Here is an 18,168-nt window from a genome sequence, read left to right as displayed (position 1 = left end):
ATTCCTGTGGACACCATCCGACCGTTCACCGTCTACCCCGCGATCGACGTCCGTGGCGGCGCCGTCGTGCGCCTGCACAAGGGTGACTACGACCAGGAGACCCGCTACACCGACAACCCGCTGGCCGTGGCCGAGAACTACGCGCGCGGCGGCTCGGCCTGGCTGCACCTGGTGGACCTCGACGCCGCCCGCGCCGGCGGCTACACCCTGCACGACACCCTCCGGGCGATCGTGGACGCCACCGGCCTGCAGGTCCAGACCGGGGGCGGGGTCCGCAGCGAGGAGGACGTCGACCGGCTGCTGGAGGCGGGGGCGGCCCGGGTCGTCGTCGGCTCCCTGGCGGTGCGGGAGCCACACACGGTGCGGTCCTGGATCGAGCGGTTCGGCCCCGAGCGCATCACGGTCGCGCTCGACACGCGCATCGGTCCCGACGGCACCTGGGTGCTGCCCACGGCGGGCTGGACGTCCGTGGGGGAGCAGGACCTCATCACCACCCTGCACTCCTACGAAGGCTCGGGTCTGCGGCACGTGCTCTGCACCGACATCGGCCGGGACGGCACCCTGTCCGGCCCCAACTTCCACCTCTACACCATGCTCACCCGGTCCGCCCCCGAGCTGGAGATCCAGGCCTCGGGCGGTGCGCGCTCGGTGGAGGACGTCCGGGCGGCACGCCGCACCGGGTGCGGAGGCATCATCCTCGGCAAGGCCATCCTCGAGGGCCGGCTCACCGTCGCCGACGCGGTCCGGGAGGAGGCGGTATGACGCTGGCCCGCCGCATCATCCCCTGCCTGGACGTGCGTGAGGGCCGGGTCGTCAAGGGCACCCGGTTCCGCGACCACCGCGACATGGGCGACATCGTCGAGCTGGCCACCCGGTACGCCCGCGAGGGCGCGGACGAGCTGGTCTTCTACGACATCACGGCGAGCCCGCAGGGGCGCGGCGTGGACGTGGGCTGGGTGGAGCGGGTCGCCCGGGCGATCGACATCCCCTTCTGCGTCGCCGGTGGCATCCGGTCGGTCGCCACGGCCCGGGACGTGCTCCACGCCGGCGCCGACAAGGTGTCGGTCAACACCCCGGCGACCCAGCGGCCCGAGCTGGTGGGGGAGCTCGCCGACGCCTTCGGCGTGCAGTGCGTCGTCGTGGGCGTCGACTCCCTGCGCGACGAGGACGGGGTGTGGCGGATCCGCCACTCACCGGTGACCCCGAGGCCACCCGGGCGCTGCCCGTGAGCACGCTGGACTGGGTGCGGCGGGTGCAGGAGCTGGGCGCGGGCGAGATCGTCCTCAACTGCATGGGGTCGGACGGGGTCCGCCAGGGCTATGACGTCGAGCAGCTGGCGGCCGTCCGCGAGGTCTGCACGGTGCCCCTGGTCGCCAGCGGCGGGGCGGGGGAGCCCGAGCACTTCGTCGAGGTCTTCCGGGAGGCGGACGTGGACGGGGCCCTGGCCGCCACCGTCTTCCACTCCGGTCACATCCCCATCCCGGACCTCAAGCGCACGCTCGCCGCGGCGGGCCTGGAGGTCCGCGCCCCCGAGGAGGTGCCGGCATGACGAGCCCTCCCGTGCCCCTGCTGCCCGCGGGCGTGGACGTCGGTGACGTGGACTTCGCCAAGCTCGACGGGCTGGTGCCCGGGGTCGTGCAGGACGCCCGGACCGGGCAGGTCCTCATGGTGGGCTTCCTCGACGAGGACGCGCTGCGCACCACCCTGCGCACCGGGCTGGCGACCTTCTGGTCCCGGTCCCGGGCCTCCCGCTGGACCAAGGGCGAGAGCAGCGGCCACACCCTGGCCGTGCGGGCGGTGGAGGTCGACTGCGACCGCGACACGCTGCTGCTGCACGCCGTCCCGGCCGGGCCGACCTGCCACACCGGTGACCCGACGTGCTTCGGGCCGGAGGCGCTCGGCGGATCCTTCCTGCCGCTGCTGGACGAGGTCGTCCGCGACCGGGACGAGCAGCGGCCCGAGGGCTCCTACACCACCCGGCTCCTGGAGGGCGGGGTGCGCCAGGTCGCCCAGAAGGTGGGGGAGGAAGGCGTGGAGACGGCGCTCGCCGCGGTCGCCCAGGACGACGAGGACCTCCTGGGCGAGTCGGCGGACCTCGTCTTCCACCTGCTGGTGCTGCTGCGCTCCCGGGGCCTGGGTCTGCGGGACGTCGAGCGCGTCCTGCGGGAGCGGCACGGCTGACGGGTCATCGCGAGGGACGGGTGCGCAGCCCCACCTCGGCCAGCTCGAGATCGGCGAGGGCACGCCATACCTCGGGGTCGCCGGAGGCGTAGGCGCCCACCGGGTCCGGGTAGAGCCGCTGCAGCCGCCGCGGGTCCTGACGCACCAGGGCGCGCAGGGCCAGCAGCTGCTGCGACCCGCGGTCCCCGACCTCCCGCCCCAGCCTCGCGGCCCGGCGCACCCACGTGCCGCGCACCAGCAGCCACAGCAGCAGGACGAGGAGCACGGGGGTGCCCGCGGACAGCAGCGACACGACCCAGGCCACGGTGCGGACGGCAGCCTCGAGCTGGTCCCCGGCCGCGACCAGGTCGTCCCCGACCGCGGCCGTCCCCACGAAGGGGGCGTCCAGCTCCTCGCCGACGAGCGGGACCCCGGCGATGCGGTCGGCGATGTCGCGCATCCGGCTGCTGAGGCCGGTGCCCGCGTCCCGCAGCGGCTCCGCAGGCGCGGCCAGCGTCATCACGAGCCCGAAGACCCAGCGGCCGACGAGGACCCACACCACGACCCACCCGAGGACGAGGAGGTCGGCGGTGACCTGACGCGCGCGCCGGGCGGGGGAGGAGGCATACAGGTGCATGGGTGCCAGTCTCTCCGACGGGTCGGCGGCCCGCCGCGTGCAACACCTACTCATGGCCCGACAGGATGAGGGCATGACTCGCCACCTGACGCCCGGGCCGACCCGGGAACCGCTCGCTCCGCTGCGGCGTGTGGTCCTCGGGATCCTCCTGGTCGCGGTCGACCTGAACATCGGTCGGCTGGACGTGCTCCTGGACCCGGTCGGCTACCTCGTCCTGGCGTCGGGGGTCCGGTCCCTCGTGCCGCTGCACCAGGGTTTCGGCTGGGCCCGTGGCGCCGCCCTCGTCGGGGTCGTCACGTCGACGGTCGGGCTGCTCCTGCGGCACGTGGACCCCTCCACAGGGGCGGTGGTCGAGAGCCCCTGGACCAGCCTCGCCGACACCGTCCTGGAGGCGGTGGTCGTGGTCGCCCTCTGCACGGCCCTGCTCGCCCGCTCCGGCGCCCCCGGGGTGCTCGGGCCGGCCCGGGTCCTGCGCTGGATGCTGCCCGCCGTCAGCCTGGCCGGGGGCCTGCTCGGCCTGGTGGCCGTGCTCATGGTCGAGGACACGACCCTGTCGGTCCCGACCTCGACGCTCCTGGGTGGTGGCGCCCTGGCCTTGGCCGTCCCCGCCGTGGTCCTTCTCGTGGCGGGCATCGTCCTGGGCATCTGGTTCCTCGTCGTGCTGTGGCGGGCCTCGCGCGAGCCGGACGCCTCCCGCGCCACCCGGGCTGCGATGATCCCGGGGTGAGCGACCCCGGCCCCCGACCGCCCGCGCCGCGCACCGCGCTACGACGCGCTGTCGACGGCTGGCTGGACCACCTGCGGGTCGAGCGCGGCCGCAGCGAGCACACGCTGCGGGCCTACCGGCGGGACACCGGCCGCTACCTCGACTTCCTCGCCGCCCGGGGCGTCCAGGACCCGGACCAGGTCACGGAGGAGCACGTCACCAGCTTCCTCGCCTCGTTGCGGGCCGGTGACGAGGAGCATCCTCCGCTGGCCGCCACATCGGCGGCCCGGGCCGTCGTGGCCGTCCGGGGGCTGCACACCTTCCTGGCCCTGGAGGGTGAGAGCGGGTCGGACCCGGCCCAGGAGGTCTCCCCGCCCACGCCACCGCGGCGCCTGCCCAAGGCTCTCCCGGTGCACGACGTCGAGCGGCTGCTGCAGGCGGCCGCCCTGGGCGACACCCCCGCGGCGCTGCGCGACCGGGCCCTCCTGGAGGTTCTCTACGGCAGCGGCGCCCGGGTCAGCGAGGCCATCGGGCTGGACTTCGACGACCTGGAGCCGGCACCGGACGACGACCGTGGGGGAGGGGGGATGGTCCGCCTGCTCGGCAAGGGGGGCAAGGAGCGGATCGTGCCCCTCGGCCGCTACGCCCGCGAGGCCGTCGACGCCTGGGTGGTGAGGGGCCGCCCGGGGATGGTCCGGGCCGGCACCGGCACCCCCGCCCTGTTCGTCAACGCCCGCGGTGGCCGGCTCTCCCGCCAGTCCGCCTGGACCGCGATCAAGGGTGCCGCCGACCGGGCCGGGCTCACGGGGGAGATCTCCCCGCACACGCTGCGTCACTCCTTCGCGACCCACCTCCTGGACGGCGGTGCCGACGTGCGGGTGGTGCAGGAGCTGCTCGGCCATGCGTCGGTGACGACCACGCAGATCTACACCCACGTCTCCACCCAGCACCTGCGGGAGGTCTACGCCCAGTCCCACCCGCGGGCGCGCACCCCGGGCCCGGCCCGACCCTGACCTCGACCTCAGGTCGAGGTTCAGCAGGATGGTGGGACGGGGCGCCCACCGGTTAGGGTCGACCTTGATCGGCGGGAGGCCGACCCCGAGCGAGCGAGGCTGGAGACGACGCGTGAACCGTGAGGCACAGGCCACCTACGACCGGCTGCCCGGCACCGAGGCGACCGGGGTGGGGCAGGAGGGGCCCACCGGACGACCCCTGCCCGACTTCCCGGTCCCCGCACCGCTGAGCAGCCACGGGCCCGCGCGCATCATCGCCATGTGCAACCAGAAGGGCGGGGTCGGCAAGACCACGACCACGATCAACCTCGGTGCGGCCCTGGCGGAGTACGGCCGCCGGATCCTCATGGTCGACTTCGACCCCCAGGGCGCGCTGTCGGTCGGGTTCGGGGTGCGGGCCCACGACCTGGACGTCACCGTCTACAACCTGCTCGTGGAGCGGGGCCACGACGTCCGGGACGTCATCCAGTCGACCCGGGTGCCCGGGATCGACATCCTCCCGGCCAACATCGACCTGGCCGCGGCCGAGGTGCAGCTCGTCGGGGAGGTCGCGCGCGAGCAGGTCCTGGCCAGGGTGCTGAGGCCGGTCCTGGACGACTACGACGTCATCTTCATCGACTGCCAGCCCTCGCTCGGCCTGCTGACGGTCAACGCCCTCACCGCCGCCCACGGCGTCATCATCCCGCTGGAGACCGAGTTCTTCGCCATGCGCGGGGTGGCGCTGCTCATCGAGACCATCGAGAAGATCACCGACCGGCTCAACCCGCGCCTGCAGGTCGACGGCATCCTGCCCACGATGTACGACGGGCGCACCTTGCACTCGCGCGAGGTCGTGCGCAGCGTGGTGGATCACTTCCGGGACACCGTCTTCCACACGGTCATCAGCCGCACCGTGAAGTTCCCCGACGCCACCCTGGCCGCCGAGCCCATCACCACCTACGCCAGCACCCACTCGGGCGCCGAGGCCTACCGGCAGCTGGCGCGGGAGCTCGTCGCCCGCGGCGGCGCCCCCTAGAGGTGAGCCGGCCGGCGACCCCCGGCGGGATCCTCACCGGCCACCGGGGTGGTTTCGAGGTTCACCTCGACGTCTTCTCCGGGCCCTTCGAGCTGCTCCTGGGCCTCATCGCCAAGCACAGGCTGGACATCACCGAGATCGCCCTGGCCAGGGTCACCGACGAGTTCATGGCGCACCTGCGGACGGCCCAGGAGGCCGAGGTCGACTGGGACCTGTCGCAGGCCAGCGAGTTCGTGCTCGTGGCAGCCACCCTGCTCGACCTCAAGGCCGCCCGGCTGCTCCCCAGCGCCCGGGAGGACGACGAGGAGGACCTCGCCCTCATCGAGGCCCGGGACCTGCTCTTCGCCCGGCTGCTGCAGTACCGCGCCTTCAAGCAGGTCGCGGAGGAGATGCGTCTGCGGATGGAGGGGGCGGGCCGCATCTTCGCGCGCGACGTCGGGGTGGAGGAGCGCTTCGCCTCCCTGCTGCCGGAGATCGTCCTCGGGGTGACCCCCGAGGAGCTGGCGATGATCGCCGGCCGCGCCATGATCCCGCGCCCGCCCCCGACCGTCGGGGTGGCCCACCTGCACGCACCGACCGTCTCGGTGCGCGAGCAGGCCTCGGTCCTCGTGGCCCGACTGAGGGGTCAGGGCAGCGCCACCTTCCGCGACCTCGTGCGCGACGCCGGGACGACGCTGGTGGTCGTGGCGAGGTTCCTGGCGCTGCTCGAGCTCTTCCGCGACGCCCTCGTCACCCTGGACCAGCCGGAGGCGCTGGCCGAGCTGACCGTGCGCTGGACGGGCCCCGAGGTCGGGACCGTCGACGTCGGGGACGAGTTCGACGAGGATGACCCGGACGGGTCCCACCGGGACGAGGAGACCGACGCATGAGCGAGCAGACCGCGCACGAGCACGACGGCCACGCCGACGGCGATGCCACCGAGGGTCTCGATGCCACCCCCGACGGCGATGTCACCCAGGACCTCGACGTCGCCTACGACGTCCACCACGTCCCCGGTGGGGCCCGCGCCGCGATCGAGGCGGTCCTCATGGTCGTTGACGAGCCGGTCCCCGAGGAGGCCCTGGCCGACGCGCTGGGACTGCCCGTCCAGGACGTGGGCGCGGTGCTGGACGAGCTGGCCCGGGAGTATGCCGAGGCCGAGCGTGGCTTCGTGCTCCGGCGCCTGGGCGGGGGCTGGCGGGTCTACACCCGGCCCGAGCACGCGCCGGTCGTGGAGCGCTTCCTGATGGGGGGTCAGCAGGCGCGGCTGAGCCAGGCCGCCTTGGAGACCCTGGCGGTCATCGCCTACCGTCAGCCCGTCAGCCGGGCGCGCGTCGGCGCGATCCGGGGCGTCAACGTCGACGGCGTGGTGCGCACCCTGCTCGCCCGCGGCATGGTCACCGAGGTCGGGCAGGACCCGACCGGCGGGGCCGTCCTCTACGGCACGACCGACCTTTTCCTCCAGCGCATGGGGCTGGACTCACTCGACGATCTGCCGGCCCTCGCGCCCTACCTGCCCTCGGCAGAGGTGCTCGAGGAGCTGGCGGCGGAAGGACTGGCATGAGCAACGGCACGAGCGGCGGCAAGGGCGGCGCAGGACGCGGCGGCGGGTCGGGACGCGGAGCGCCCGGTGTGGGTGGCCCCCGGCGCCGCGGGAGCGTTCCCGGCCAGGGCGGGTCCGCGGGACCGCGCCGGGCCGGGGGCTCACGCCCTCCGCGCCGCCGGCGACCTGCGGCGGACCGTCCCGACGTGGACGTCCACGACCCGGACGGCGTGCGTCTGCAGAAGCTCCTGGCGACCGCCGGGTTCGGCTCCCGGCGAGCGTGCGAGAAGCTCATCGAGGACGGCCGGGTCGAGGTCGACGAGCAGGTCGTGACCGAGCTCGGGGTCCGGGTCGACCCGACCCGCCAGGTCGTCCGCGTCGACGGCGACCGGGTGGTCGTCGACACCGGCAAGGTCTACCTGGCCTTCAACAAGCCGGCCGGGGTGCTCTCGACCATGCAGGACGAGGAGGGTCGCCCGTGCCTGGCCGACTACGTCGGCCACCTCTCGCAGCGGCTCTTCCACGTGGGTCGCCTCGACCAGGACACCGAGGGGCTGCTGCTGCTCACCAACGACGGCGACCTGGCCCACCGGCTCCAGCACCCGGCCTACGGCGTGCCGAAGACCTACGTGGCCCAGGTCGACGGCGTGGTGGGCAGGGACGTCGGCCGGCAGCTGCGCGAGGGTGTGGCGCTGGAGGACGGCCCGGCCCGGGCCGACTCGTTCAAGGTCGTCGACTCCCTCCCCGGGCACTCCATCGTGGAGGTGGTGCTGCACGAGGGGCGCAAGCACATCGTGCGGCGGATGCTCGACGAGGTCGGCTATCCCGTCGTCAAGCTGGCCCGGACCCAGGTGGGACCGATCCGGCTGGCCGAGCTGCGGCCGGGCCGCTACCGCTCGCTGTCCGCCGAGGAGGTCGCCCAGCTCTACCGCGCCGCCGGGCTCTGAGCGGGCCACGTCCTGCGTCCCGGGGGCGAGGAGGACGGGCGACGGCGCGGCGACCGTGAGGGTCGCCGCGCCGCCGTCATCCTGACCTGCGGGTCACTCGGTGGGCACGTTGCTCTCCGTCGAGGTCCCCGCCGGGCGGTCGGCCGGGTCGGCGGCACCGCCGAAGAGCGCCTCCAGCTGGGCCTGGACCGAGGGGTGCACGGCCGCCTCGCCACCGACGATGGTGATGAGCGGGAAGGCCGAGCCGGAGATCAGACGGTCGATCTCGTCGAGGATCCCCGCGGGCACGGAGTCGGGCCGGGTCAGCGCCACACCGGCGTCGGTCCGGGCCGCGACCGGCACCGCGGTCAGGGAGTCGGGGAACTCCTGCCCGGTGGCCACCAGCACCGTGCCCTCGGCCGGGAACTGCTCGAGGATCTGCTCGGCCGTGGCGTACCGGTCAGCCCCGGCGTACCGGGTCACGGGCACCCCGTCGGCGGCCTCGGTGAGGACCGCGTCGCTGATGACGCCCGTGCCGCCGGCGGCGACGAGGGAGTCGTAGTCCAGCGCGGCGAGCGCGGCACTCGTCGCCGAGGGCACCGCCGTCTCCTTGACCAGGACCAGCGGTGCCTGCTCACGAGCTGCCAGGGCGCTGAGGACCAGGGCGTCCGGGAAGTCCTCGCCCGAGGCCACGTAGACCTCGGCCGAGCTGTCCTGGACCACCTCCTGGGCGATGAGACCGGCGGTGGCGTAGCGCGTCGACCCGCCGACGCGGTCCACCGTGGCGGACGGGAGGGCGGCCTCGGCGTCCGTCACGACCTGCTCGCTCAGGGCCCCCGCCCCGCCGAGCACCACGACCCTGCTCGGGGCGAGCCGCTGCAGCTCGGTGACGACCGACCCGGGCAGGCCGTCGGGCCTGCTCAGCAGCAGCGGCGCACCCTGCTGCGCCGCCCAGGGGGCGGCGGTCAGCGCGTCGGGGTAGTCGGCGGCGGTGGCGATCATGACCGTGTCGGCCCGGACGAACTTCTGCTGCGACAGCAGCACCGAGGTGGCGACCCGGTCGGCCCCGCCGATCCGTTCCACGTCGAAGGTGCACGGGCCGTCCACGTCCTCGGGGAAGAACGGGTCCTCCAGGGCGAGGTATCCGTCGCTCCCGCTGGCGGTGATGTCCTCGATGATGATGCCGACCCCGGGCGCCCCGGTGCCGTAGAGACCGACGAAGGACAGGAACGCGGTCAGGTCCACCGTCGAACCCACCGCGACCTCCCGCTCGCGGGAGTCCTTCAGCACCCCGTCGTCCCAGACCTGGAAGGAGAGGCGGTCGAAGCCACCTCCGTCGTCCGTCGTCCCGGTCACGGTGCCGTTGACGACATACTCGTTGCGGGAGCAGTCCTCGTTGATGAACTGCACCCCCGTGATCTCGTAGTCCTCCAGCGTCGCGGCGGCGGCCGGCAGGGCCGCCAGGGCGGTGAGGGAGCCGGCGGCCAGGAGGGCGGCGGCCGCCGTTCCTCCGGGGACAGGGTGTCGTGAGCTGCGATCGTGCATGAGCGACCTCCGGGTCTGTCGGTGCCGCCGGGATGGCGGCGACACGAGTATGAGGACGGGTCGGCGCCGCCGGATACCGTCGGAGGGATGATCTGCGCTGCCGGAGGGAGGATCTTGCGGCAGGTAGGCTGAGCGGGTGCCTCCCTCCCCGATCACCGTCGCCGTCGACGGACCCAGCGGGTCCGGGAAGTCGTCGGTCTCCCGTGCGGTGGCCCGCGAGCTGGACCTCGCCTACCTCGACACCGGCGCGATGTACCGCGCGCTCACCTGGGCCTGCCTGGACGCCGGCACCGACCTGTCGGACGCCTCCGCCGTGGCCGAGCTCGCGCGCACCCTCCCGCTGGAGATCGCCACCGACCCGCAGGCCCCCGCGGTGTCCGTGGGGGGCACCGACGTGACCGAGGCCATCCGCGAGAGCCGGATCAGCGAGCAGGTCTCCGCGGTCGCGACCAACCTCGACGTCCGTGCCGAGCTGCGCCGCCGCCAGCGGGAGATCATCGAGGAGCAGCGCGCCGCGCACGGCGGCGTCGTGGCCGAGGGACGTGACATCACGACGGTGGTGGCCCCCGACGCCGAGCACCGGCTGCTCCTCACGGCCTCCGAGCAGGCCCGGCTGGCCCGCCGCTCCCTCGAGCTGCACGGCACCGCCGCGGCCGAGGCGGTGGCCTCGACCCGTGACCAGATCGTGCGACGGGACCGTGACGACTCCACCGTCAGCGCCTTCCTGGAGGCGGCCGACGGTGTCGTGACCGTCGACACCTCCGACCTGACCTTCGACGAGGTCGTGTCGACCGTTCTGGCGCTGGTGCGGGGTGAGGTCGGGACCCGGCCCGCCCCGGTGCCCGTCGGGACGCCCGCCGACGACCCCGTCCCCCCGACCGCCGACCCCGAGGAGCTCTCATGACCGCAGACGACAAGATCCAGGCCTACGCCCACCCGGAGCGGCTGGTCACCACGCAGTGGCTGGCCGAGCACCTCCACGACGACGGCGTGCGGGTGCTGGAGTCCGACGAGGACGTCCTGCTCTACGACACGGGCCACGTCCCCGGGGCGCTCAAGCTCGACTGGCACACGGACCTCAACGACCCCCTGACCCGGGACTACGTGGACGGGGAGCGCTTCGCCCAGGTGATGGGCGAGCGGGGCATCGGGCGGGACACCACCGTGGTGATCTACGGCGACCGGTCCAACTGGTGGGCGGCCTACGCCCTGTGGGTGATGACGCTCTTCGGCCACGAGGACGTGCGGCTGCTCGACGGCGGCCGGGCCAAGTGGCTCGCGGAGGGCCGCGAGATGACCACCGAGGTCCCCACGGTGGACCCGGTCGACTACCCCGTGGTGGACCGGGACGACTCCGCGGTCCGGGCCTTTAAGGACGACGTGCTGCAGCACCTGGGACGACCGATGGTCGACGTCCGCAGCCCGGGGGAGTACTCCGGCGAGCTGCTCCACATGCCGGACTACCCGCAGGAGGGGGCCATGCGCGGTGGGCACATCCCCGGCGCCAGGTCGGTGCCGTGGGCGCGGGCCGCGAACGACGACGGCACCTTCCGCAGCCGCGAGGAGCTGGAGGCCATCTACCTGCAGGAGCAGGGCCTGGCGCCCTCCGACGACGTGGTCGCCTACTGCCGGATCGGCGAGCGCTCGAGCCACACCTGGTTCGTCCTGACCCACCTGCTCGGGTTCGAGCGGGTGCGCAACTACGACGGCAGCTGGACCGAGTGGGGCAACGCCGTGGGCGTGCCGGTGGAGCGCTGAGGTATGACGTCCACCCCCCCGGGCGCGGACCTGCCCGACGCCCTGGCCGAGCTGGCCGAGGACTTCCACGCGGTGAGCCAGCGTGAGCGCCTCCAGCTGCTGCTCGAGCTGTCCCAGGAGCTGCCCCGCTCCCCGAGCGCTACGCCGGGCACCTGGAGAAGATGGAGCGCGTCGACGAGTGCCAGTCGCCGCTGTTCCTGGCCGTGGAGGTCGCCCCCGATGCCGACCGGACCGTGAGCCTCTTCTTCGACGCGCCCCTCGAGGCGCCCACGACCCGCGGATTCGCGGGCATCCTCCACGAGGGCCTGGACGGGCTGCCGGCCGCGCAGGTGCTGGCCGTCCCGGAGGACGCGCCCTACCGCTTCGCCCTGGCCGAGGCCGTGTCACCGCTGCGGCTGCGCGGCATGGTGGGCATGCTGGCCCGGATCAAGCGGCAGGTGCGGCTGCGCGCCGAGGCCGCCGACGCCGGGGGAGCGGCATGACCACCCCGCAGGGCACGGGTCCTGCGCAGGGGCCCGACGACGAGGGTGTCGAGGTCGAGTGGACCGTGGGCCCGGACCCGGACGGGCCAGGGCCCGAGGACGCCGGGAGCGGGCAGCTCTCCGAGGACGACGAGGCCCTGGAGTCGGCCCTGCGGGCCGGCCTGACCGAGTTCGAGCTCTCCGAGGAGGACCTCGCGCTCGTCGAGACCGGGGAGCTGGCCGAGGACGAGGACGACGACGCCGCCTCCCGCCCGGTCGTGGCCGTCGTGGGTCGCCCCAACGTCGGCAAGTCCAGCCTGGTCAACCGGATCCTGGGTCGCAGGGAGGCCGTGGTCGAGGACGTGCCCGGAGTCACCCGGGACCGCGTCGCCTACGACGCTGAGTGGGCCGGCCGGCGCTTCACGGTCGTCGACACCGGCGGCTGGGACGTGGACGCGACGGGCATCCACCTGCGGGTCGCCGAGCAGGCGGAGGTGGCGGTGGAGCTCGCCGACGCGGTGCTCTTCGTCGTCGACGCCACTGTGGGCGCCACCGACACGGACGAGCAGGTGGTGCGTCTGCTGCGGCGCTCCGGACGGCCGGTCGTGCTGGTGGCCAACAAGGTCGACGACCAGCGGATGGAGTCCGACGCCGCGGCCCTGTGGAGTCTGGGCCTCGGGCAGCCGTGGCCCGTGTCCGCCCTGCACGGGCGCGGGTCCGGTGACGCCCTGGACGCCCTCCTGGACGTCCTGCCGAGCACGAGCGCCGTGGCCGGGGCCTACCCCCGCGGGGGCCCCCGGCGCGTGGCGCTGGTGGGCCGGCCCAACGTCGGCAAGTCCTCGCTGCTCAACAAGCTCGCGGGCAGCGAGCGGGTCGTCGTCGACAACGTCGCCGGCACCACGCGCGACCCGGTCGACGAGCTCATCGAGCTCGGGGGCAAGGTCTGGCGCTTCGTCGACACGGCCGGGATCCGGCGTCGCGTCCACCAGACGCGTGGTGCGGACTTCTACGCCTCGCTGCGCACGCAGGCGGCCCTGGAGAAGGCTGAGGTCGCCGTCGTCCTCATCGACGTCTCGGAGCCCATCGCCGAGCAGGACATCCGGGTGGTGCAGCAGGTCGTCGACGCCGGGCGCGCCCTCGTCGTGGCCTACAACAAGTGGGACGTCCTGGACGAGGAGCGGCAGTACTACCTGGAGCGGGAGATCGAGCGGGAGCTGGTGCAGATCACCTGGGCCCCCCGGGTCAACATCTCCGCCACGACCGGGCGGCACGTCCAAAAGCTCGTGCCCGCGCTGGAGACCGCCCTGGCCTCGTGGGACCGGCGGATCCCCACGGCCCGGCTCAACGCCTTCCTCGGGGAGGTCGCGGCCGCCCATCCGCACCCCGTCCGCGGGGGCAAGCAGCCACGGATCCTCTTCGCCACCCAGGCCGACACCCGACCGCCGAAGTTCGTCCTCTTCGCCTCCGGTTTCGTCGAGGCCGGCTACCGCCGCTTCCTGGAGCGGCGGCTGCGTGAGGAGTTCGGCTTCGAGGGCAGCCCGATCGAGATCTCGGTCCGGGTCCGCGAGAAGCGTTCCCGGCGCTGAGGTCCCGGTACCGGGTTGGGAGCCTGCCCCCGGGATGAGGTAACCTTGCCGGGCTGTCCTCGGGCAGCAACCCACCTCGGGCTGTGGCGCAGCTTGGTAGCGCACTTGACTGGGGGTCAAGGGGTCGCAGGTTCAAATCCTGTCAGCCCGACCGAGAAGAGGCACACCGCGGAAGGGGCCCTGCCGGAGCGATCCGGCAGGGCCCCTTCCCAATCCTCGACCAGCGACCCGCACCCGAAGCCGGCGGGGACGTCATACCCGTGCCTGGCCGGTCCGGCAGGGGCGCCCACCTAGACTGCACCCATGAGCAGCGGGCAGGGGGAGGACGTCGTGACGGGTCCTTCGTCAGACGAGCCGCCGGAGGGCGGTCAGGTGCTGAACGTGCCCAACGTCCTGTCCCTGCTGCGCCTGGTCCTCGTGCCGGTCTTCATCTGGCTGCTCGTGACGCGGGAGCTGGGATGGGCCGGCCTGGTGCTGGTCGTCGCCGGACTCTCGGACTACGCCGACGGCAAGATCGCCCGGCGCTACGGCCTGGTCACCCGGCTGGGGCAGATGCTCGACCCGATCGCCGACCGTCTCTACATCGCGGCCACCCTCATCGGACTGGCCGCCGTCGACGTCATCCCGTGGTGGCTGGTGCTGGGGCTGGTGGCCCGGGACGCTCTCATCCTCACGATGTACCCCACCGTCCGCCGGCTCCGGCTGCCCATCCCGCCCGTCGACTTCATCGGCAAGGCGGCCACCTTCAACCTGCTCGGAGGTTTTCCGCTGCTCCTGCTCGGCAGCGTGGACAGCCCGTTCCAGGTGCTGTGCCTCGCGGCCGGGTGGGCCCTGGTGTGGTGGGGGACCGCGCTGTACTGGGCCGCCGGCGTGGTCTACGCCTGGCAGGTGCGCGACATGGTCCGCCAGCGCAGGGGGAGCGCCCGATGAGGTGGCCCTCACCGCGCGTCCCCCCGGGCAGCGGGAAGGACCCCGCCGCCTCGATGGCCCTCCTGGAGGAGGTGCTGGACCCGCCGGTCGGTCCCGGCTACCACTCCGCGGCCGAGCGCCGCCTCGCTGCCGGGCATCCGGCCTCGTCGGGGTCGAGGACCTGGCTCATGCTCGCGGCCTGCTTCCTGCTCGGGCTGCTGGCCGCCGTGGCCGCGACCACCCTGCGGGCGCCGGACCCGGCCGCGGCGGAGGGGCGCAGCCAGCTCATCGCCCGGATCGAGGCGGCCGAGTCCGCAGGGGACGCCCAGCGCGACCGGGTCGAGGAGCTCCGCGCGGAGATCGTCGAGCTGGAGCAGGCGGCGATCGGCCCCGACGAGCCGGCCGCGGCGGTCGAGATCGGGGCGGCCGGCCTGCGTGCCGGGGCCTCGGCCGTCACCGGCCCCGGTGTGGTCATCACCCTCGACGACGCGCCGCTCCCCTCGGACATCGCGCCCGGCGAGCCGGTCGACCGCGAGCGGGTCAACGCGCGCGACCTGCAGCTCGTCGTCAACGGCCTGTGGGCCGCGGGTGCGGAAGCCGTGGCCGTCAACGGCCACCGGCTCACGAGCATCTCGGCGATCCGGTTCGCCGGTGAGGCGATCGTCGTGGACTTCCGCAGCCTGGCGCCCCCCTACGAGGTCGTCGCGCTGGGCGACCCGGTCGCCCTGGCACGGGAGACCAGCTCGGGGTTCGTCGGCAGCTACCTCACCGAGCTCGGCACCCAGGTCGGTCTGCGGGCCGCTGTGGTCGAGGGCACGGACCTGGTCGTGCCCGCCGCGGGGCGGCTGGCCACCCGGGTGGGGGAGGCCGTCGTGGGGCCGCCCGAGCAGGAGCAGACGCCCGGGGCACCGCCCACGACGCAGGACCCCACGCCCACCGATCCCCCGGAGGACACCCCATGATCCCCGTCCTCGGCCTGCTGGCCGGCGTCCTCATCGGCCTCGTGTTCACCCCCGAGGTGCCGGTCTGGATGCAGCCCTACCTGCCGATCGCGGTGATCGCGGCCCTCGACGCGGTGTTCGGCGCGACCCGGGCGGCCCTGGAGGGCGTCTTCAACGACCGCGTCTTCGTCATCTCGATCGCCTCGAACGTGGTGGTGGCCGCACTGATCGTCTTCCTGGGCAACCAGCTCGGTGTCGGTGCCCAGCTGTCCACCGGTGTCGTCGTGGTGCTCGGGCTGCGCATCTTCTCCAACGTCGCCGCGATCAGGCGACATCTGCTGGGGGCGTGATGACCGCGGAGGCACCCCGACCGCGGTTCGCGCGACGACGGCGGCCGGAGCCGCCCACCCCGCAGGAGGCCCGCAACCGGCTCCGGCGGGCGCTGGGCACCGTGCACCTAACCCGAGGCCACGTGCTGACCGCGCTGCTCACCGTCCTACTCGGCGTGGCCCTCATGGCGCAGGTCCGGGTCACCGACGAGGCCGGGCTGCGGGAGCTGCGCGAGACCGAGCTCGTCGCCCTGCTGGACGACGTCACCACCCGCGCGGACTCGCTGCGGGAGGAGGTGCGGCAGCTGGAGGCCGACCGCAGCCGGTTGCAGGGCGGGCAGGGCGACCAGGCCGCGGCCGCCGCGGCCCAGGACCGGCTGGAGTCCTACCAGATCCTCGCCGGGACCGTCCCCGTCCAGGGCCCCGGCATCACGGTCCGGGTCGACGACCCGGGGGCGGTCATCACGCAGACCATGCTGCTGGACGGGATCCAGGAGCTGCGGGACGCCGGGGCGGAGGCGATCCAGATCGGCAGCGTGCGGGTGGTGGCCTCCACCTACGTCGGCACCGACGCCGCGGGCGACGTCGTCCTGGACGGGGTGCCGCTGCGTCAGCCCTACACCATCACGGCCGTGGGTGACGCCCACACCCTCGCGGGGGCGATAGCGATCCCGGGCGGCTTCACCGACAGCCTGCGCGGGACCGGCGCCACGGTCACCGTCCTGGAGTCCGACGTGGTCCGGATCGAGGCGTTGCACCAGCCCCGGGAGGCTCGGTACGCCCGGCCCGTCCCGTCCCCGTCGACGCCGTGAGCCGGGGTCGATAGGGTGGGTCACGCACGTCCACCGGCCGCGCGGAGCCGCGTCGCCGACGACCTCGAGGAGAGCGATGAGCAACCTTCAGTACCCTGACGACCTCCGCTACACCGACGACCACGAGTGGGTCCGGGACCAGGGTGACGGTGTGGTGCGCATCGGGGTCACGGCCTACGCCGCCGACGCCATGGGCGACGTGGTGTACGTCTCGCTCCCCTCGGTGGGCGACACCCTGGCCGCCGGCGACTCCAGCGGGGAGATCGAGTCCACGAAGTCCGTCAGCGACATCTACTCCCCGCTCGCCGGTGAGGTGACCGCGGTCAACGAGGCGCTGGACGCCACGCCCGAGCTCATCAACACCGACAGCTACGGCGAGGGCTGGATGTACGAGCTGCGGGTCGAGGACTCCTCGGTCGTGGAGAGCCTGCTGGACGCGGAGGCCTACCAGGCCCAGCTCGACTGAGCAGGTCCGTCCCTCCCGTGATCTACAGTGGGCGCCGGGTGACCACCCCGGGGGTGCGCACCCGGCCCTCGCGTCCGAAGGCCGCCGCCCCCCGTCCACCCCTCTCCAGGAAGGTCTGACCGTGAGCGACCGCGACCGCGAGCACCACGACTACGGCACCGACCCGACCACGGCCCGGATCCCGCACGGGGCGGACCTGCCGGCGGCGGAGTACACCTTCGACGACGAGCTGCCCAGGCTCTCCCCGGAGGACCAGCGGACCGTCGACGCCCTGCGACCCGGCACGGCGCTGCTCATCGTGCTCCGGGGCCCGAACACGGGGGCACGCTTCCTGCTCGACGCGGACCGGGTGACCTCCGGCCGGCACCCCCACAGCGACATCTTCCTCGACGACGTGACCGTCTCGCGCAAGCACGCGCAGTTCGTCAAGGAGGGCGACGGCTACCTCGTGAGGGACGTGGGCTCGCTCAACGGCACCTACGTCAACAGGCAGCGCATCGACGAGGCCGTCCTCACCCAGGGTGACGAGGTGCAGATCGGCAAGTTCCGGCTGGTCTACTACCGCGGCCGCGCGTGAGCTCGGCCGCACGGCAGGAGCACCCCGGCGGCTCGCCGGGGGTCTGTCGATCGGGGCCGTCCTGCGCCGGCTCGAGCCCGACTTCCCGGACCTGACGATCTCCAAGATCCGCTACCTGGAGACCGAGGGGCTCATCAGCCCGGAGCGCCGGGCCTCCGGCTACCGGCTGTTCACCGAGGCCGACATCGCCCGGCTGCGCTTCATCCTCACCGCGCAGCGGGACCGCTTCTGGCCGCACAAGGTCATCAAGGACGCCCTGGACCGGCTCGACCGCGGGCTGGACGTCCCCGGTCTGACGCAGGAGCAGGGTGAGGACGAGGGGGCAGGACCGTCCTCCGCCGAGGCGCACCAGGGCGCGTCGCACGGCGCGACCCTGGGTGACCTGAGCGCCGCGGCACTGCGCCGCCGACGGACCGTGCGCCTGACGCCGGCCGAGCTGCGGGAGCGCACCGGCCTGGACCAGGGCACCTACGGCCAGCTCAAGGCGTTCGGCCTGCTCCGGACCGACTCCTCGGGCCGCCACCACGCCGACGACCTGGACGTGGCGTCCGCGGCCGCGGCCCTGGCGGGCTACGGCCTCGAGGCCCGCCACCTGAGGCTCTTCCGCGTGGCCGCCGACCGGGAGATCGGTCTGACCGAGCAGATCCTGGAGCCCCTGCGCCGACGTCACGCCCGCGGCGCGGCCGGGCCCGACCCGGGGGAGGTCGAGGCCCAGCTCCTCGCGCACAGCCTGGCCCTGCACATCGCCCTGGTCCGTTCCGGGCTGGCCCAGGGACGATGACCGGCTGACGCCCCGGCGTCGGCA

The 18,168-nt window shown here is 73.7% G+C and carries 22 protein-coding genes, 1 tRNA gene and 1 pseudogene; 22 read left to right on the top strand and 2 right to left on the bottom strand.

Annotation, left to right across the window (positions count from 1 at the left end; all coding sequences use genetic code 11):
• Positions 1-6 precede the first annotated feature (6 nt).
• Genes hisA through hisIE form a run of 4 tightly spaced genes read left to right on the top strand, consistent with a single transcriptional unit; the run spans position 7 to position 2,181 of the window.
• Positions 7-762, top strand: coding sequence for a 1-(5-phosphoribosyl)-5-[(5-phosphoribosylamino)methylideneamino]imidazole-4-carboxamide isomerase (gene hisA / locus E3Z34_RS09425; RefSeq protein WP_238695096.1), 756 nt, complete (start codon positions 7-9; stop codon positions 760-762).
• Positions 759-1,229, top strand: a complete 471-nt coding sequence (hisF, locus tag E3Z34_RS20445; RefSeq protein ID WP_275106656.1) for an imidazole glycerol phosphate synthase subunit HisF — start codon at positions 759-761, stop codon at positions 1,227-1,229. Before hisA ends, hisF begins: the two co-directional genes overlap by 4 nt.
• Positions 1,175-1,549, top strand: a complete 375-nt coding sequence (locus E3Z34_RS20440) for a HisA/HisF-related TIM barrel protein (protein WP_275106655.1) — start codon at positions 1,175-1,177, stop codon at positions 1,547-1,549. Before hisF ends, E3Z34_RS20440 begins: the two co-directional genes overlap by 55 nt.
• Positions 1,546-2,181 carry a bifunctional phosphoribosyl-AMP cyclohydrolase/phosphoribosyl-ATP diphosphatase HisIE gene (gene hisIE, locus E3Z34_RS09415; protein ID WP_134773385.1) on the top strand — a complete coding sequence of 212 codons (636 nt, stop codon included), beginning with the start codon at positions 1,546-1,548 and terminating at the stop codon, positions 2,179-2,181. Before E3Z34_RS20440 ends, hisIE begins: the two co-directional genes overlap by 4 nt.
• Before the next feature lie 4 nt (positions 2,182-2,185).
• Here hisIE and E3Z34_RS09410 read toward each other — a convergent pair whose 3' ends face one another.
• On the bottom strand, positions 2,186-2,797 hold the full coding sequence (locus E3Z34_RS09410; RefSeq protein WP_134773384.1) for a hypothetical protein: 612 nt from the start codon (positions 2,795-2,797) through the stop codon (positions 2,186-2,188).
• 73 nt (positions 2,798-2,870) lie between these two features.
• Here E3Z34_RS09410 and E3Z34_RS09405 point away from each other — a divergent pair, with 73 nt between their 5' ends.
• The 6 genes from E3Z34_RS09405 (at position 2,871) to E3Z34_RS09380 (ending at position 8,000) form a co-directional block, all read left to right on the top strand.
• Positions 2,871-3,524, top strand: a complete 654-nt coding sequence (locus E3Z34_RS09405) for a hypothetical protein (protein ID WP_134773383.1) — start codon at positions 2,871-2,873, stop codon at positions 3,522-3,524.
• Positions 3,521-4,516: a site-specific tyrosine recombinase XerD gene (locus E3Z34_RS09400; RefSeq protein ID WP_134773382.1), complete on the top strand. Its 996-nt coding sequence runs from the start codon at positions 3,521-3,523 to the stop codon at positions 4,514-4,516. Before E3Z34_RS09405 ends, E3Z34_RS09400 begins: the two co-directional genes overlap by 4 nt.
• A 112-nt stretch (positions 4,517-4,628) precedes the next feature.
• Complete coding sequence (locus E3Z34_RS09395; protein ID WP_134773381.1) at positions 4,629-5,531, top strand: ParA family protein; 903 nt, start codon at positions 4,629-4,631, stop codon at positions 5,529-5,531.
• Between the two features lie 2 nt (positions 5,532-5,533).
• The gene (locus E3Z34_RS09390) at positions 5,534-6,400 is read left to right on the top strand and encodes a segregation and condensation protein A (protein ID WP_134773380.1); all 867 of its coding nucleotides are present in this window, start codon (positions 5,534-5,536) and stop codon (positions 6,398-6,400) included.
• The gene (scpB, locus tag E3Z34_RS09385; protein WP_134773379.1) at positions 6,397-7,074 is read left to right on the top strand and encodes an SMC-Scp complex subunit ScpB; all 678 of its coding nucleotides are present in this window, start codon (positions 6,397-6,399) and stop codon (positions 7,072-7,074) included. Before E3Z34_RS09390 ends, scpB begins: the two co-directional genes overlap by 4 nt.
• Positions 7,071-8,000 carry a pseudouridine synthase gene (locus E3Z34_RS09380; protein WP_134773378.1) on the top strand — a complete coding sequence of 310 codons (930 nt, stop codon included), beginning with the start codon at positions 7,071-7,073 and terminating at the stop codon, positions 7,998-8,000. The genes scpB and E3Z34_RS09380 overlap by 4 nt, the downstream gene beginning before the upstream one ends.
• A gap of 93 nt (positions 8,001-8,093) precedes the next feature.
• On the opposite strand, the gene E3Z34_RS09375 is transcribed toward E3Z34_RS09380, so the two are convergent.
• Positions 8,094-9,524 carry a cell wall-binding repeat-containing protein gene (locus E3Z34_RS09375; RefSeq protein WP_134773377.1) on the bottom strand — a complete coding sequence of 477 codons (1,431 nt, stop codon included), beginning with the start codon at positions 9,522-9,524 and terminating at the stop codon, positions 8,094-8,096.
• Between the two features lie 136 nt (positions 9,525-9,660).
• On the opposite strand from E3Z34_RS09375, the gene cmk reads away from it, so the two are divergent.
• The 12 genes and pseudogenes from cmk to ftsR all read left to right on the top strand — a co-directional run bounded on the left by cmk (position 9,661) and on the right by ftsR (position 18,144).
• Positions 9,661-10,428, top strand: a complete 768-nt coding sequence (gene cmk / locus E3Z34_RS09370) for a (d)CMP kinase (RefSeq protein ID WP_134773376.1) — start codon at positions 9,661-9,663, stop codon at positions 10,426-10,428.
• Positions 10,425-11,282, top strand: a complete 858-nt coding sequence (locus E3Z34_RS09365) for a sulfurtransferase (RefSeq protein WP_134773375.1) — start codon at positions 10,425-10,427, stop codon at positions 11,280-11,282. The genes cmk and E3Z34_RS09365 overlap by 4 nt, the downstream gene beginning before the upstream one ends.
• Before the next feature lie 3 nt (positions 11,283-11,285).
• A pseudogene (locus tag E3Z34_RS09360) lies at positions 11,286-11,764 on the top strand (SufE family protein).
• Positions 11,761-13,329, top strand: a complete 1,569-nt coding sequence (gene der, locus E3Z34_RS09355) for a ribosome biogenesis GTPase Der (protein WP_134773374.1) — start codon at positions 11,761-11,763, stop codon at positions 13,327-13,329. The pseudogene E3Z34_RS09360 and the gene der overlap by 4 nt, the downstream one beginning before the upstream one ends.
• A 77-nt stretch (positions 13,330-13,406) precedes the next feature.
• A tRNA-Pro gene (locus tag E3Z34_RS09350) sits at positions 13,407-13,480 on the top strand.
• Positions 13,481-13,632: 152 nt separating this feature from the next.
• Entirely contained in the window at positions 13,633-14,259 is a 627-nt protein-coding gene (locus tag E3Z34_RS09345) for a CDP-alcohol phosphatidyltransferase family protein (RefSeq protein WP_134773373.1), read from the top strand.
• Entirely contained in the window at positions 14,256-15,200 is a 945-nt protein-coding gene (locus E3Z34_RS09340) for a DUF881 domain-containing protein (protein WP_134773372.1), read from the top strand. The genes E3Z34_RS09345 and E3Z34_RS09340 overlap by 4 nt, the downstream gene beginning before the upstream one ends.
• Positions 15,197-15,529 carry a small basic family protein gene (locus E3Z34_RS09335; protein WP_134773371.1) on the top strand — a complete coding sequence of 111 codons (333 nt, stop codon included), beginning with the start codon at positions 15,197-15,199 and terminating at the stop codon, positions 15,527-15,529. Before E3Z34_RS09340 ends, E3Z34_RS09335 begins: the two co-directional genes overlap by 4 nt.
• On the top strand, positions 15,529-16,320 hold the full coding sequence (locus E3Z34_RS09330) for a DUF881 domain-containing protein (protein ID WP_238695479.1): 792 nt from the start codon (positions 15,529-15,531) through the stop codon (positions 16,318-16,320). Before E3Z34_RS09335 ends, E3Z34_RS09330 begins: the two co-directional genes overlap by 1 nt.
• Before the next feature lie 76 nt (positions 16,321-16,396).
• On the top strand, positions 16,397-16,786 hold the full coding sequence (gcvH, locus tag E3Z34_RS09325) for a glycine cleavage system protein GcvH (RefSeq protein WP_134773369.1): 390 nt from the start codon (positions 16,397-16,399) through the stop codon (positions 16,784-16,786).
• A 115-nt stretch (positions 16,787-16,901) separates the two neighbouring features.
• Positions 16,902-17,363, top strand: a complete 462-nt coding sequence (locus E3Z34_RS09320; protein WP_134773368.1) for an FHA domain-containing protein — start codon at positions 16,902-16,904, stop codon at positions 17,361-17,363.
• Positions 17,308-18,144, top strand: coding sequence for a transcriptional regulator FtsR (gene ftsR, locus E3Z34_RS09315; RefSeq protein ID WP_134773367.1), 837 nt, complete (start codon positions 17,308-17,310; stop codon positions 18,142-18,144). Before E3Z34_RS09320 ends, ftsR begins: the two co-directional genes overlap by 56 nt.
• Positions 18,145-18,168: the final 24 nt, after the last annotated feature.

The organism is Ornithinimicrobium flavum, from assembly GCF_004526345.1.
Taxonomy (GTDB): Bacteria; Actinomycetota; Actinomycetes; order Actinomycetales; family Dermatophilaceae; genus Ornithinicoccus; species Ornithinicoccus flavus.
Note: the sequence above shows the minus strand (reverse complement) of the source record. Positions and strands in the feature narration are given on the sequence as shown.

Bases quoted from the DNA above. Each gene is read 5' to 3' on its own strand.
- hisIE (WP_134773385.1), top strand. From the start codon at position 1,546: ATGACGAGCCCTCCCGTGCCCCTGCTGCCCGCGGGCGTGGACGTCGGT.
- E3Z34_RS09340 (WP_134773372.1), top strand. From the start codon at position 14,256: ATGAGGTGGCCCTCACCGCGCGTCCCCCCGGGCAGCGGGAAGGACCCC.
- E3Z34_RS09380 (WP_134773378.1), top strand. From the start codon at position 7,071: ATGAGCAACGGCACGAGCGGCGGCAAGGGCGGCGCAGGACGCGGCGGC.
- E3Z34_RS09365 (WP_134773375.1), top strand. From the start codon at position 10,425: ATGACCGCAGACGACAAGATCCAGGCCTACGCCCACCCGGAGCGGCTG.
- hisF (WP_275106656.1), top strand. From the start codon at position 759: ATGACGCTGGCCCGCCGCATCATCCCCTGCCTGGACGTGCGTGAGGGC.
- E3Z34_RS09405 (WP_134773383.1), top strand. From the start codon at position 2,871: ATGACTCGCCACCTGACGCCCGGGCCGACCCGGGAACCGCTCGCTCCG.
- E3Z34_RS09410 (WP_134773384.1), bottom strand. From the start codon at position 2,797: ATGCACCTGTATGCCTCCTCCCCCGCCCGGCGCGCGCGTCAGGTCACC.
- scpB (WP_134773379.1), top strand. From the start codon at position 6,397: ATGAGCGAGCAGACCGCGCACGAGCACGACGGCCACGCCGACGGCGAT.
- E3Z34_RS09335 (WP_134773371.1), top strand. From the start codon at position 15,197: ATGATCCCCGTCCTCGGCCTGCTGGCCGGCGTCCTCATCGGCCTCGTG.
- E3Z34_RS09330 (WP_238695479.1), top strand. From the start codon at position 15,529: ATGACCGCGGAGGCACCCCGACCGCGGTTCGCGCGACGACGGCGGCCG.
- gcvH (WP_134773369.1), top strand. From the start codon at position 16,397: ATGAGCAACCTTCAGTACCCTGACGACCTCCGCTACACCGACGACCAC.
- der (WP_134773374.1), top strand. From the start codon at position 11,761: ATGACCACCCCGCAGGGCACGGGTCCTGCGCAGGGGCCCGACGACGAG.
- E3Z34_RS09345 (WP_134773373.1), top strand. From the start codon at position 13,633: ATGAGCAGCGGGCAGGGGGAGGACGTCGTGACGGGTCCTTCGTCAGAC.
- E3Z34_RS09375 (WP_134773377.1), bottom strand. From the start codon at position 9,524: ATGCACGATCGCAGCTCACGACACCCTGTCCCCGGAGGAACGGCGGCC.